This window comes from Micromonospora chaiyaphumensis (assembly GCF_900091435.1).
In the GTDB taxonomy this organism is placed as follows: Bacteria; Actinomycetota; Actinomycetes; order Mycobacteriales; family Micromonosporaceae; genus Micromonospora; species Micromonospora chaiyaphumensis.
Map to the genome: position 1 here is coordinate 523,538 of NZ_FMCS01000003.1, position 12,882 is coordinate 536,419.

General features: G+C 69.0%; 12 protein-coding genes and 1 pseudogene. 9 read left to right on the forward strand and 4 right to left on the reverse strand.

All coding sequences use genetic code 11. The features are described from left to right. Nucleotides 1–511: 511 nt before the first annotated feature. The 5 genes from GA0070214_RS11560 to GA0070214_RS11580 all read left to right on the forward strand — a co-directional run bounded on the left by GA0070214_RS11560 (nucleotide 512) and on the right by GA0070214_RS11580 (nucleotide 5,255). Complete coding sequence (locus tag GA0070214_RS11560; protein WP_244167667.1) at nucleotides 512–1,540, forward strand: DUF2267 domain-containing protein; 1,029 nt, start codon at nucleotides 512–514, stop codon at nucleotides 1,538–1,540. Nucleotides 1,541–2,234: 694 nt separating this feature from the next. Beyond that, nucleotides 2,235–2,777 (forward strand): SRPBCC family protein, encoded by a 543-nt coding sequence (locus tag GA0070214_RS32090; protein ID WP_208602722.1) that lies wholly within the window; start codon nucleotides 2,235–2,237, stop codon nucleotides 2,775–2,777. After that, nucleotides 2,774–3,949, forward strand: coding sequence for a zinc-dependent alcohol dehydrogenase (locus GA0070214_RS11570; protein WP_091261956.1), 1,176 nt, complete (start codon nucleotides 2,774–2,776; stop codon nucleotides 3,947–3,949). The genes GA0070214_RS32090 and GA0070214_RS11570 overlap by 4 nt, the downstream gene beginning before the upstream one ends. Nucleotides 3,950–4,089: 140 nt before the next feature. After that, on the forward strand, nucleotides 4,090–4,773 hold the full coding sequence (locus GA0070214_RS11575; protein WP_208602723.1) for a TMEM175 family protein: 684 nt from the start codon (nucleotides 4,090–4,092) through the stop codon (nucleotides 4,771–4,773). Between the two features lie 74 nt (nucleotides 4,774–4,847). After that, nucleotides 4,848–5,255 carry a DUF2267 domain-containing protein gene (locus GA0070214_RS11580; RefSeq protein ID WP_091261957.1) on the forward strand — a complete coding sequence of 136 codons (408 nt, stop codon included), beginning with the start codon at nucleotides 4,848–4,850 and terminating at the stop codon, nucleotides 5,253–5,255. Between the two features lie 236 nt (nucleotides 5,256–5,491). Here the strand turns inward: GA0070214_RS11580 and GA0070214_RS11585 are convergent, their stop codons facing one another. Then, a complete protein-coding gene (locus GA0070214_RS11585; protein WP_244167668.1) occupies nucleotides 5,492–6,289 on the reverse strand; it encodes an aldo/keto reductase in 798 nt (265 codons plus the stop codon). 288 nt (nucleotides 6,290–6,577) lie between these two features. Here GA0070214_RS11585 and GA0070214_RS11590 point away from each other — a divergent pair, with 288 nt between their 5' ends. The 3 genes and pseudogenes from GA0070214_RS11590 to GA0070214_RS11600 all read left to right on the forward strand — a co-directional run bounded on the left by GA0070214_RS11590 (nucleotide 6,578) and on the right by GA0070214_RS11600 (nucleotide 8,526). Then, nucleotides 6,578–7,159, forward strand: coding sequence for a type 1 glutamine amidotransferase domain-containing protein (locus GA0070214_RS11590; RefSeq protein WP_091261959.1), 582 nt, complete (start codon nucleotides 6,578–6,580; stop codon nucleotides 7,157–7,159). Between the two features lie 106 nt (nucleotides 7,160–7,265). After that, nucleotides 7,266–7,409, forward strand: a pseudogene (locus tag GA0070214_RS32395) (glycosyltransferase family 4 protein); the annotation flags it as partial. Between the two features lie 505 nt (nucleotides 7,410–7,914). Further along, nucleotides 7,915–8,526: an SUKH-4 family immunity protein gene (locus GA0070214_RS11600; protein WP_091261961.1), complete on the forward strand. Its 612-nt coding sequence runs from the start codon at nucleotides 7,915–7,917 to the stop codon at nucleotides 8,524–8,526. Nucleotides 8,527–8,646: 120 nt separating this feature from the next. On the opposite strand, the gene GA0070214_RS11605 is transcribed toward GA0070214_RS11600, so the two are convergent. From GA0070214_RS11605 to GA0070214_RS11615, 3 genes are all read right to left on the reverse strand, one after another. Then, nucleotides 8,647–9,333 (reverse strand): hypothetical protein, encoded by a 687-nt coding sequence (locus tag GA0070214_RS11605; RefSeq protein WP_091261962.1) that lies wholly within the window; start codon nucleotides 9,331–9,333, stop codon nucleotides 8,647–8,649. A gap of 770 nt (nucleotides 9,334–10,103) precedes the next feature. Next, nucleotides 10,104–10,694, reverse strand: a complete 591-nt coding sequence (locus tag GA0070214_RS11610; protein WP_091261963.1) for an RNA polymerase sigma factor — start codon at nucleotides 10,692–10,694, stop codon at nucleotides 10,104–10,106. Nucleotides 10,695–11,102: 408 nt separating this feature from the next. After that, nucleotides 11,103–11,786, reverse strand: coding sequence for an alpha/beta fold hydrolase (locus GA0070214_RS11615; protein WP_091261964.1), 684 nt, complete (start codon nucleotides 11,784–11,786; stop codon nucleotides 11,103–11,105). Nucleotides 11,787–11,839: 53 nt separating this feature from the next. On the opposite strand from GA0070214_RS11615, the gene GA0070214_RS11620 reads away from it, so the two are divergent. After that, nucleotides 11,840–12,841, forward strand: coding sequence for a helix-turn-helix transcriptional regulator (locus GA0070214_RS11620; protein ID WP_091261965.1), 1,002 nt, complete (start codon nucleotides 11,840–11,842; stop codon nucleotides 12,839–12,841). Nucleotides 12,842–12,882: the final 41 nt, after the last annotated feature.

A 12,882-nucleotide genomic window follows, 5' to 3' on the forward strand; every position in this document is an offset into this window, starting at 1 on the left:
CGCACTCCTCGGGCCTCGCCTCGCATGCGGACCGGATGGAGCCCAACATCGGTATGTGGCTCCGACCCTCGGCCCACCCCCTCGGACCGGATCGCGGTCTACCCGTGCGCCGAAGCATCAAACGGCTCAGCGGTACGCGCGCTCGCGACGACCCAACGACAGGTGAACGGCGCTAGCGGGTCGCTCATGGCTGTGTGCACCCGGGCCTGCCCGTCTATCAGGTGATCCAGAAACTGGGCAGCGGTCGGTGCCTTCGCCTGCGGTGTGGTTCCGTCGGGCTGCTCGGCACCTTCTTCGTGGCCGCCGCGCCGACCGGGTGGCGAAAGACCCCCGTGCCGACACCGAGAGGGAGCACCATGACAACCGTCGGAGGGCTCACGAGAACCGGTTGGTGCCGGTGAACGGCGACGAGCCTGGCTACCCGTGAGGAACACCGATGACCCACAGCGAACAGCACCGCCCGGAGATCGTCGTCGGGCTTGTGGCGACCCCGCCGGACTACCCGGCCCGGGTGGCCGCGCGGCTCACCACCGAGCTGGCCGGCCGGCTCACCGAGCGCGTGGACCCGGACGTACGGTGGACCGTTCGGGAAGGCTGGGGGGAGGTGGCGCCGCGCCGCGACGGTGGCGTTGAGGCGCTGCTCGACGACGTGGCCGAACGGCGCACCGACGACCGGTGGGACGTCGCAATCTGCCTGACCGACCTGCCGCTGCACACCGACGGGGTGCCGCTGGTCGCGCAGATCTCCGGCCGGCGCCGGGTCGCGATGGTGTCCCTGCCCGCGCTGGGACTGCAGCAGCTGCGAGCGGCCCGCGCGGCCGTTCCGGATATGGTGAGCCGACTACTCACCGACGCCTCGGACCAGCGGGTGCCGCGGGCCGGCTGGGCACCGGCCGAGTTGGCACGCCGGGTTAGGGCCATCCATCAGGTGGTCGACAACGCCGGGGAACTGGGGTACGTGGCCTCGCCGCTGATCGGCCGGGTGCGGCTGTTGGCCGGCATGGTCCGGGCCAACCGACCGGGCCGGGCTCTGCTGGGCCTGTCCAAGCTGCTGGTCGGCGCCTTTGGCACTGCCGCATTCGCGCTCACCACGGACACCATCTGGCAGATGGGCGATGCGCTCGGCGGACTCCGGCTCGCCGTGATCATGGTACTCGGGCTGACCGCGTTGGTGGCCTGGCTGATCGTCGCCCACGGCCTGTGGGAGACACCAGGCCGCGAGACACCGCCTGAGATGGCCCGGCTGTTCAACCTGGGTACGATCCTCACCCTCACTCTGGCCACGGCGGTGTCCTACCTGGTCCTTTTCGCTGGAACAGTGCTCGTCGAGGCGCTGCTGATCGACACATCGGTGCTGGAGCAGACCTTGCAGCGGCCGGTCGATTTCACCGACTACCTGACCCTCGCCTGGATCACCAGTTCGCTGGCCACCGTGGGTGGCGCGATCGGCTCGGGGCTGGAGAACGAGGAAACGGTGCGAGCCGCCGCTTACGGCTACCATCCCGAGCCCGGCGGCTGGCGGGATGAGAGGGACGGGTAGAGCCCGACCATGGGCGGGGTGTGAGCGGACGCGTGTCCGAGTTACGACCGAACCGCGGGGCACCGCGCACGGATCGGTTCGTTCGGGGTAGCCAGGCCTGAAGTGCAGTCTCCGTCAGCGGTCGATTTGGCGGGGGTTCAGGGGATCTGCGGCGGGTATGCCGGCCCGACTAGTTCGCCGCCCCGGTTCGCCATGACCGGGATGCTCGGCGAGGCGCGATGGGATACGGAGGCTACCCGTGACTCAACTGGCGGTCCGAGAGGCAGCGAGTGTCAGGCAGGAGGAGGTGCAGCGGCGGGGGCGCGGGCTCGGCTGGATGAGTCTCGGTCTGGGCGTAGCACAGCTGGCGGCGCCGGACACGGTGCGCCGGATCAGCGGCGTAGACGACTCCCCGACGTCTCGGGCGGTGGTGCCGCTCGTCGGGGTGCGGGAGCTGGTACACGCGGCCGGGCTCCTAACCAGCCGGCGGAAGGGCATCTGGGTGTGGACCCGTGTCGTGGGCGACGCGATGGACCTGACCTCGCTCGGAATGGCCCTCGCTCACCGGGGCGGGCCCCGCCGGCGGCGGCTCGTCGGTGTCACCGGCGCCGTCCTCGGGATCACCGTGCTGGACCTACTGACCGCCGTGCAAGCCACTCGGGCGAAGCAGATCGGCTCCGGGCCGGCGGTACGGGGCGCACGCAGAGGAGGAGCCATGGAGCTGACAGCCACGACAACCGTTCGCAAACCCGCATCGGAGGTCTACGCGTTCTGGCGCGATCTGGGCAACCTTCCCACGTTCATGGCTCATCTTCAGGAGGTCCGCGCCACCGGCGGCCGTACGAGCCACTGGTCCGCCAGCGCCCCGTTCGGCACGAACGTCGAGTGGGACGCCGAGATCATCGACGAGGCGGCCGGCGAGAAGATCGCGTGGCGGTCGACCGGGAACGCCGACGTGCCGAACGCCGGTACGGTTCGGTTCGTGCCCGCCCCGGACGGTGTGAGCACCGAGGTACAGGTCCTGCTGACCTACGACATCCCGGGTGGCCCCGTCGGCAAGGCGGTCGCCAAGTACTTCGGGGAGGAACCGCACCAGCAGCTCGACGACGATCTGCGCCGGCTCAAGCAGGTGCTGGAGACCGGCGAGGTGGTCCGGTCCGACGGCGCCCCGTGGGGCAAGCGGGCCCGCAAGGAGTTCCCGCAGCGTCCGGCGCAACCGCTGTCGGCTTCCGACCTCGCGAAGGGAGCGGACGCGTGAGAGCGAACACCTGGGCGGGCCGCAACAAGGTCAAGGTCCGTGACGTGCCGGACCCGAAGATCCTGAACAAGCGCGATGCCATCGTACGGATCACGTCCACCGCGATCTGCGGCTCGGACCTGCACCTGATCGATGGGTATGTGCCCACGATGCAGGACGGCGACGTCATCGGCCACGAGTTCATGGGCGAGGTGATCGAGGTCGGCGCAGGAGTGCCCGCCGACAAGCTACGGGTCGGCGACCGGGTCGTCGTGCCGTTCCCGATCGCCTGCGGCGCGTGCGGTGCCTGCGCCGCCGAGCTGTACTCCTGCTGCGAGAACTCCAACCCCAACGCCGGGATCGCGGAGAAGATGTTCGGTCATCCGGTCGCCGGGATCTTCGGCTATTCACACCTGACGGGCGGCTTCGCGGGCGGTCAGGCGCAGTACGCGCGAGTGCCGTTCGCCGACGTCGGTCCATTGAAGATCGAGTCCGATTTGACCGACGAGCAGGTGCTGTTCCTCTCCGACATCCTGCCCACCGGCTACATGGGTGCCGACCTGTGTGACATCCAGCCCACCGACGTGGTCGCGGTGTGGGGCGCCGGCCCGGTCGGCCAGTTCGCCATGGACAGCGCCCGGGTGCTCGGCGCCGCGAAGGTCATCGCCATCGACAAGGAGCCGTACCGGCTGCAGATGGCGGAACGCGCGGGCTACACGACGATCAATTTTGAGGAGGTGGACGTGCGGTCCCGGCTGCTGGAACTGACCGGTGGGCGGGGACCGGACAAGTGCATCGACGCGGTCGGCCAGGAGGCCACCCACGGCAGCGCACACGTCCACGCCTACGACCGGGCCAAGCAGGCGGTCCGCTTGGAGACCGAGCGCCCGCACGCACTGCGGCAGGCGATCCTGTCGTGCCGCAGCGGTGGCATCGTCTCGGTGATCGGCGTGTACGGCGGTTTCCTGGACAAGTTCCCCTCCGGCGCGTGGATGAACCGAGCGCTGACCCTGCGTACCGGCCAATGCCACGTACAGCGCTACATGAAGCCGCTGCTGCAGCGAATCGAACGCGGCGAGATCGATCCGACCCGGGTCATCACCCACACCCTGCCGCTCGACGAGGCAGAACGCGGATTCGACATCTTCAAGAACAAACAGGACCACTGCGAGAAGGTCGTCCTCAAGCCCTGACGACCACCCGCATCCGGCGACCACGGCGTGCACGGTCGCCGGATGCGGTGTCTATCGGGAGGCGCCGGTCGTACTGATTCGCATCACGGGCGACGGGTGCCTGGCTGTTTGCCGCGGACGACCCTGGGTAGGCGCGGTCGGTGAGCGGGCCAGAAACCGACCTCGGCACCCGGTCGGACACCAGCCGTGCCGTGGCGTTCAGCGACGCCATCTTCGCCATCATCATCACGCTGCTGGTCCTGGACCTCCGGGTGCCGGATGTCCCGCCCGGCCGCCTGCTGTCCGGACTGCTCAGCCAGTGGCCGGCATACGTGGCGTATCTCGCGTCCTACTCGTACGTGGCCGTCGTCTGGCTCAACCACAAGGCGGCATTCAACCGCATCCAGCAGACCGATCGCGGCCTGCACTGGATGAACCTGTTGGTGCTGTTCACCACGGCGCTGTTGCCGTTTCCGACCATCGTCGTGTCGCACGCCCTGCAGGAGCACGACAACGCCGACCAGCGCGTGGCCATCGCCTTCTACGCGCTGATCGGCGCGTCGCTGTGCGCGGCGTGGCTGGCGTTCTACCACTACCTGGCCCGGCACCCCGACCTGCTGAAGGAGCAGGCCAGGGATCAGTTCTTCCACGTCGAGCGGTTGCGGGCCCTCGCCGGGGTCGTTCTGTACGTCCTGGCGGGGGTGCTCGGCTACCTGGTGACGCCCCTGGTCGGCCTCGTCATCTTCCTCCTCCTGCCCGCCTTCTACGCCGTCACCAGCGCCGGCCTGTACCAGTTTCGGGTGACCCGCAGGATCACCCATCGCCCTCGACCACCCCGCGGCTGAGGGAGGGCAAACCGCCGTTTCACCCCTGGCGGGCGCGGGTACCCGCCGCAATCCGGTTCGAGAGGGGATCCGAGGTGGACTACACCGAGTTCATCCAGTCCGTGGCAGCGAGACCGAAGGTTCCGCCGGCGCAGGCGGAACCGATCACCCGCGCCGCGCTCGAGACGTTGGCAGAACGGATCACTGGTGGCCAGGCGAGGGACCTGGCCTCCCAGCTCCCTGAGGAGCTACGAGGCCTGGTGCATAGGCCCACCGAAGATCCGGAACGGTTCGGGCTCGCCGAATTCCTCGAACGGGTGCAGTCACGGGCCGGGGTGGATCGCCAAGTGGCCACCGACGGAGCACAGGCCGTGCTGGATACCCTTCGTGAGTCGGTCAGCGCGAAGGAGTACGGGGACCTTGTCGACCAGTTGCCGCAGGAGTTCTGGCAGTTGACCGGGCCGGGGACGGGACAGCTCGAGCCCCGCCGGGTCGGCACCTAGATCGGGCGCGCGGACCTGCCAAAAAGCTCCGGCGGTAACGGCAGAGGCGCCGCTACCGCACCGAGGTGCGGGTCAGTACTCCGCCGGTACATGCAGGTGGCGTCCGTCGGCCCGCAGGCTGACCGACCGACGCCAATGACCGTCACCGTTGGCCCGGCGCCCACCACCCTCCACCGTCGGGCGGAAGGCGCCGCTGGACCTACGAAGCGCCGTCCGCCCGAAACGGTGGGTGACGGCTACAGCATCTCCAACGGTTGCGGTCCGGCCGGCGGCGGGAACGCCGTGTCGAGTGCCGCCACGTCCTCTTCAGTCAGATACAGGTCGTGTGCTTCCGCGTTCTCCCGGGTGTGTTCGGGATTGGCCGATCGGGGGATGGCCGCGATCCTCTCCTGCCCCAGTAGCCAGGCCAGCGCAACCTGGGCGGGCGTGGCTCCGTGCCGGGCGGCGACCTCCGAGATCTGGGGGTGGCCGAGCAGTCGGCCCTGCTCGATCGGCGAGTACGCCATCACCGGGATTCGGTGCTCGCGTAGCCACGGCAGCAGGTCGTACTCGGGACCGCGGCGGGTGAGGTTGTACAGGATCTGGTTGGTCGCGCAGGAGTTCCCGCCCGCCTCGAGTAGGTCCGTCATGTCGGAGAGGTCGAAGTTGCTCACGCCCCACTGCCCGATGTCACCGGCGTCAACGAGTTCGGCGAACGCCTCGATCGTCTCCGCGAGTGGATGCGAACCGCGCCAGTGCAGGAGGTAGAGGTCGATGTGGTCGACGCCGAGCCGTTGCAAGCTGCGGCGGCAGGCCTGCACGGTTCCCCGTCGGCTCGCGTTGGACGGCACCACCTTGTCGACCAGAAAGACGTCGGAGCGCCGTCCGGTGATCGCCTCGCCGACGAGTTCCTCGGAGGCGCCGTCACCGTACATCTCCGCAGTGTCGATCATGGTCATGCCCAGGTCCAGCCCGGCGCGTAGGGCGGCTATCTCGTCCCGCCGCCTTCCGGGGCGCTCGCCCAGGTACCACGTTCCCTGGCCGAGCACGGGCATGGTCTGGCCGGACGGTAGCTCGATGGCGGCAGCAGCAAGAGTCATGGCGGCCCTTTCCGGAGCCTCAGTACCAATGGGTTGGGTGCGTTACCCGCTGCGGCAGGCAGCACGCGCTCGTAACGCGACCTTTCTCCGCGCAGGCCCTGTCTGAGCGGCGGGCATATGGGTGGGATTGTCCCTCTCCGAGCGGCGCTCACCGGCCTGTTTCCCGGTGCCCGCACCGGGAAGGCGACCGCGAGCGAACGATGCGCCGCCGACGGGGCGGCGCCGCGAAGGGAAGGCCCAAAAATGGCGCAAAGCCAGCAACCACTGACCGGCAAGCGAGTCGCTTGTCTCGCCGCCGACGGGGTGGAGGACGTGGAGTACACCCAGTCCCGGGCCGCCGCGGAGCAGGCGGGGGCCGAAGTCCACCTGATCTCCTTGAATTCCGGCGAGATCCAGTCAATGAACCAGGACATCAACCCGGCCAACCGCTACCGGGTGGACCGGACCGTCAACGAGGCCAACGCGGCCGACTACGACGCCCTGCTGCTGCCGGGCGGGACGGTCAACCCCGATCGGCTCCGGATGAACCCGCAGGCGATGGACTTCGTCCGGGGGTTCTTCCAGCAACAGAAGCCGGTGGCAGCGATTTGCCACGGCCCCTGGTCATTGGTCGAAACCGGGATGGTCAACGGCCGGACCGTCACTTCGTTCCCCAGCCTGCGCACCGACATCCGTAACGCGGGCGGGAACTGGGTCGACCAACAGGTGCAGGTCGACAACGGACTGGTCACCAGCCGCAGCCCCAGCGACCTTCCGGCCTTCTGCGCCAAGATGGTCGAAGAGTTCGCCGAGGGCAAACACGTCCGACAGATGGCGACAGCCTGACCCGGGTGGGGGCTCCAGGCCGGGAGGATCAGCCCGCCCTGGAGCCACAAGCCGGCCGGCATCCCGCAATCGAGCGACTCACTCAGTGGCCGGCCGGGCAGGGCGACCGGTGCACTGGCTCGCCCGATTCAGCCCCGAGAAGGCGCCGGAGTTGGCAATCGAGGTATGTCGGGCGGCCGGGTTGCCCCTGGTGCTGGCCGGCAAGTGCGTGGAGCCGTTCGAGCAGGAGCACTTCGGTGCGGTGGGACGCCGCCAGCGCCAAGGCATTGATCGACCGGAACGCCAGCAGACGCCCGAGGCCCCGCTTGCCCCCGTTCTATCCCCACCGGCGGCAAGGCCTTACCGACGGCGTCAACCAGACGGCCGACCTGCACCTCGGCCGCGGTGGTGGCCCTCTGCCTGGTGACGGCGTGCGCTCCGTCAACGGTTCGACCAGTTGGCGGAGCGACCCCTGGCAGGCGCCATGGTCCCGCGGCTGTCGGCCGCACGGCTGACCCGTACACCGTCAGCGATGGCGGCGGCCACCTCAGCCACGACGCGGGTCCTGACGACCTGTGGGTGGAGACGAACCGGAGGTCCCAGACGATCGGACGCAGCCCGGCCGTGCCGAAAAAGTGACCGGCGGGCAGCGAGAGACGCCCGGGCAGAGCACCAGCTCGACGGTGCGAGACGGCATGGGTGACCCTGGTGGTGCTTCCTTCCGCCCACTGATAGGTCCGCGGCGCCCGTGCCGCCGCGAGTTTGGGGTTCCGGCAGTGCTGTTCGACATCACCCGCAGCGAACTCGTCGCCATCTTTGGCGAAGACCGGCTCTCGTCCCTGCCCGGCACCGCCTTCCCGGCCGCCGCCGCGGGCACCGGCGGCGCCCGCCTCCTGCAGACCGTCGGCGTCCCCACCGGCACGCTCTGGCTGCGCGGGTCCGGCGAGGATGCCGGCCGGCTACCCCTCGTCCAGGATGTCGTCGACGTCGAGGACTTCGTGGACGCCCCGGCCGACGCGGGCGCCTGGCCCGTCATCGGCTGGCTGCTCAACGCCCACCTCGCCCTCGATCCGGGTACCGGCAGGGTGTACGCCGTCGACGCCGACGAGGAGACCGTGCAGGAACTCCACACGGACGTTTCCTCTCTCGTCCACGTCACCGCGGCGTTCCAGCGCCTGCTCGACGAGTTCAGCTTCAGTGGCGGCGACGAGGAGGCCGGCTTCGAGCGACTGGAGCGCGAGGTCGAGCGGATCCGTCAGGAGACGAGCAGCCGTGACCCGCTCCCGTTCCGCGACGACGAGACTGTCTGGGCAGTGGTCGGCGACGAGATCGCCATGGGCCAACGCTTCACGGGCAACAGCCCGGGAGCCCGCTCCCTCTACGGGTGACGGCTCCGGGAACGGCTCGGCTGCCGGTCAACGGCCGGTGCGGTGTTCCTCCGCCGAGTCAGGTTGTCGCCGGGTTCGAACCAGGACGGGACGAATCAAGCGAGTGCTGTCGCTGACTCATCAAATCTGGCCATTCCGGCTCCAGATCATGACGCCGGTGGGTCGCGGTTGACTATCGGTCCATCCGCGGAACAGGCGGATTGCGAGTTGGTCGGAGCACCACCATTGATCATGTGGTCCCGATGCCTCAGGGACGGGTGGCAGTGCGGCGAGGAGCTCGCCAAGGTGTGCATTGGTGGTGTCGTTGGGGACCCACGCCTCCAGCGAGCTGGGTGGCACAGGCTCCCAGTCGTGCAGCTCGTCCATGAGTGCGTGTCCCTCGATCAGGTGATTGATCGAGGGACAGACCTCCAGGAAGGGACCGCCCACGCTGACCCCGAATCGGCCGTCAGTGTGCGCTAGGTAGAGCACGGGTGACGACACGCGCTCGCCGTACCACGCAAATGACCACCCCATGCGCTCCGCCCGAACCATGTCGAGCAGGTCGAATTGCCAGCAGCGGAGGGTGTCGCGGCGCTCGTCGCCGATGCGGACGCTGCGGCGAACGTCGTAGCGCAACCCGCCGAAGCGGGCGGCGAAGCCTTCCCGCCTGACGGTCAACTCAAGGGGCGCCGCAATCAGCCGTCCCGACCGGTCTGCCACCTGCACAAAGTCGGTCAGCAGGCGAGGCTGCTCCGGCTGCCGGGTCCCGGCGCGGCACAGGAACGCCTGAGCTCTCGGTGACAGACCTTCGGGGTCGTCGAGCACGTGCACATGAACTTCCCAGCTGCCTGGTGCTCTGTTCCCGCGAGCTTAGGACATCCACTTGACCGCGCAGTCCCCACCCACTCCACGAGGTGCGGACGTAGGCGATGGGATGGCTTTGGAGCGCTGGTTCGGCTCTGCCCCTTACCGTTGCGGGGTGGCCGTTGGGAGTGGCGAACCTGACGGTCCAGAAGACGGCGGCGGTCCGGGGGGCGTGGGGTCGGCAGGAACGACATCGCACCGTGCCTCATTGAGCGGGACAACGCCGACCAGAGTGGCACCCAGTCTGCCGCTGCCGTCAGATGCGACCCCTGTCACCACCAGCCGCTCGTTCGCACCCAGCTGGCCAGCGTGAATCTTGAAGGTGGCGTACCTGGACCCCGCCGTCACGAGCCCATCAAGCGAGGTTCCGGAGCTGACAGTCCGATAGGTGCAGACCGTGCCGTGCGGGATGAACTCGACGTAGGCAGGGATGCCGGCCGTTGCCAGCCGTCGCTCCAACCCCGCGGGATCCTTGAAGTCGCGAATGCTCACCTCAACTGAACCGTCAGGACGAGTCTCAACCGCCCAGGCAGCCGAACCAGTCCCGGGCCCGACCATCGCCGGCACGCCAACGGCTGCGGCCACCGCGAGAGCCCCTGCGCCGGCCAGCGAGCTGATCTGCCACGTACGCCTGCGGCGGCGGTATCGCCCAGCAGTGGATCGAGCTGCCGCTTCCGCGACCTCGGCCTCAAGAACGGCCAGCAGGCGGTCCTCAAACGTCGTCGGTTGGTTCACTGCAATGCCTCCAGAATCAGCTGAGGGACTAGCTCGTTCGACGTCTCCTGCCGGCCTAACCGGCGGCGCGCGCGGTGCAGTCGAACACGCGCGGCGACGGTGGAGATTCTCAACGCAGCGGCCGCTTCATGAATGGTCAAGCCTTCGATCGCGACGAATTCCAGGACGGCCCGCTCGCCTTCGGTGAGCTCACCGAGCGTGGGCATCATCCGTCGCACAGCAGCCTGCGCATCGATGCGTTCCTCCAGGCGTGCGATGTCATCGTCGCTGAGTTGCCTCCGGCCAGCGACACGATCAACCGCCCGCCGCTCCCGTTCGCTGCGTCGAAGGTCGGCGATCAGTACGTTGCGGGCGATCCCGTACGTCCATCCCAGCGGGGTGCCTCTCGACGCCCGGTAGCGCGGAGCCGCGGCGATCGCGGCGAGGAACACGTCGGCTGTCAGGTCAGCCACCCGCTCGGTGTCCGGCACTCGACGTGCCAGGTAGTTCTGTACCGCGTTGAAGTGAGCCCTGTAGTAGCCCCTGAAGGCAATCGGGTCTACGGCAATCTGTCTCAGATCTCCAACGAAGCGGTCGCCATCACTCACTTGATCTCCCTCGCTTGGCGGTGCTTCTCACCCGGTACTTAGCCCGAGGCGGCGGAGGCGTTACAGCGGTCCCAATCAAGGCCGGTCACCGGATCAACGGCTCGGAGTGAAGATCGGCGGGCGCACCTCCGGCACAACTCACAACGACAAGGGCTATCAAGCACTGTCCGGCAACCGCAGAGTCCGCCCAGGTCAGGTCCGTTGGCCGTATCCTCATGCCGGAGGAGGGGTTGGCGAGGGCCACCCTCGCTGGCACCACAGCGACCTGTTGCAGCTGGTTGACGTCCTGCGGGTTCGCCAGTCGTGTGCGCGGCAGGCGGCAAATCGCTCCAGCGGCGTTTCCCTGCGTGTAAATGCCGCGCACGCCCCACCCACTGCGGGCCCGGTGGCGCAGCCCCGGACGCCCTGCTAGACCGCGGCCAGGATCCGCGCCAGCTCGGTCGGCCGCGTGATCATCGGCCAGTGTCCGGAATCGAGGTCGACCAGGTCGACGTGCTTGGCTCGGGCCAGCTCAGGTAGGTCGCCCGCCGCGATCCATCCCCGCGCTTCGGCTGGGGTGAACTCGGGGCACACCAGCACGACCGGTATGTCGAACCGCCGCTCGTCCTTCAGGCGTACAACGCCCCTGGCAACACCCTGCGGAACCGGGATCGCGGCCGCCTCGAACTCCCGCCGTGCCTGCTCGTCCAGGTCGGCCGCGTCCGCACCTTCGAACGGGTGCCAACCCGGGAACGGCATGGCGCCGTCGGTGATGTCGAAGAAGCTCGCATACGGCTGGCCGTCGCACGACGGCGACCCACCGATCAGCACCACCTTCGCGACCCGATCGGGGCGCGCGTCGGCCGCCATCCAGGCCAGGGTGCAGGCTGCGGAATGTCCCACCACCACCGAGCGACCAGGCCCCTCGTCCAGAGCGGCAAGCACGGCGGTCACCTGGTCGGCCAGCGTCGCCGACAAGTTTCCGTCACCCTGACCCGGCAGGGTGACCGGCACCGTACGGCGGCCCCTCCGCTCCAACTCCGACACGACGCCGCTCCACACCGATGCGTCGAGCCACAGGCCACCCAAGAGCACGATCTGTTCTGCGGTCATTGGGTGAACCTAGCGGCGGTTCCGGACGAAATGCTTCCGGTACCCTGGCCGTCGTGCCGACCGGTCCGAGCCCCACCGCCCGGGCCCTGCGCACGCTCGAGATCCTGCAGGCACGCCACGGCACGACTGCCTACCAGCTCGCCTCGCTCCTAGGCGTGACAGAACGGGCCGCGCGGCGCTACATCGGCATCCTGCGCGAGGCCGGCATCCCGGTGGAGTCGGCCCGCGGACCGTACGGGGGTTACCGGCTGGGCCGCGGCGCCCGGCTACCGCCGGTCGTCTTCACCCAGGAGCAGGCCCTCGGCCTGGTCATGGCCGTGTTCGACGGGCAGCCGAACGCCATCGACGCCGAGGACCTGATCGGCTCGGCCCTCAGCAAGGTCATCCGGGCACTCCCGGAGAGCCTCGGGCGGCAGGCAGCGGCGCTACGGGCGTACGCCGCGGTCACCCCCGATCGGCATTCGGTTCGCCCCGACCCGGCCACCACGAGCGCACTGATCGCCGCTGTCGCTGACCGACGCCGCGTCGTCGTCACCTACGGGAGCGAGAGTGGCGATGAGTGGCCCGCCGAGGTCGACCCGTGGGCAGTCGTGGTGCGGTACGGCCGCTGGTACCTGCTGTGCCACTCGCACCGCGCCGGCGCGGTCCGCACGTACCGCGTAGACCGGATCCGGGCCGTGCGGCAGACCCCGCGCGGGTTCACACCGCCCGACGACCTGGATCCTGTCGCCGCGCTTGAGGAGAATCTGGGCGCGGGTTGGAAGTACCCGACCCGGGTGGTGTTCCATGCCCCGCGGGAGAAGGTGGCGCCCTGGATCCGGCCGCCGATGGGTCGCCTCCACGCCGACGGCGACCGATGCGTGTTGGTGGGCAGCACCGGCAACCCAGCGATGTACGCGCAGGAGTGGCTGGCACCAGTCCCGTTCGACTTCTCGGTGGAAGAAGGCCCGGAACTACACGCCGCCGTGGCGGCGGTCGCGGCCCGTTTCGGGGCGGCACTCTCGCCTCCGCCGTCGGCCGAGGCTCGGCCTCAGGGGACCAGCCTGGTGCCCTGACGGCATCCGCCGGCCTGCCGACACCTCGCGCCGCACACGCT

Excerpts from the sequence above, each read along its gene's own strand:
- GA0070214_RS32090 (WP_208602722.1), top strand. The coding sequence starts at position 2,235 with ATGGAGCTGACAGCCACGACAACCGTTCGCAAACCCGCATCGGAGGTC.
- GA0070214_RS11585 (WP_244167668.1), bottom strand. The coding sequence starts at position 6,289 with ATGCCCGTGCTCGGCCAGGGAACGTGGTACCTGGGCGAGCGCCCCGGA.
- GA0070214_RS11590 (WP_091261959.1), top strand. The coding sequence starts at position 6,578 with ATGGCGCAAAGCCAGCAACCACTGACCGGCAAGCGAGTCGCTTGTCTC.
- GA0070214_RS11615 (WP_091261964.1), bottom strand. The coding sequence starts at position 11,786 with ATGACCGCAGAACAGATCGTGCTCTTGGGTGGCCTGTGGCTCGACGCA.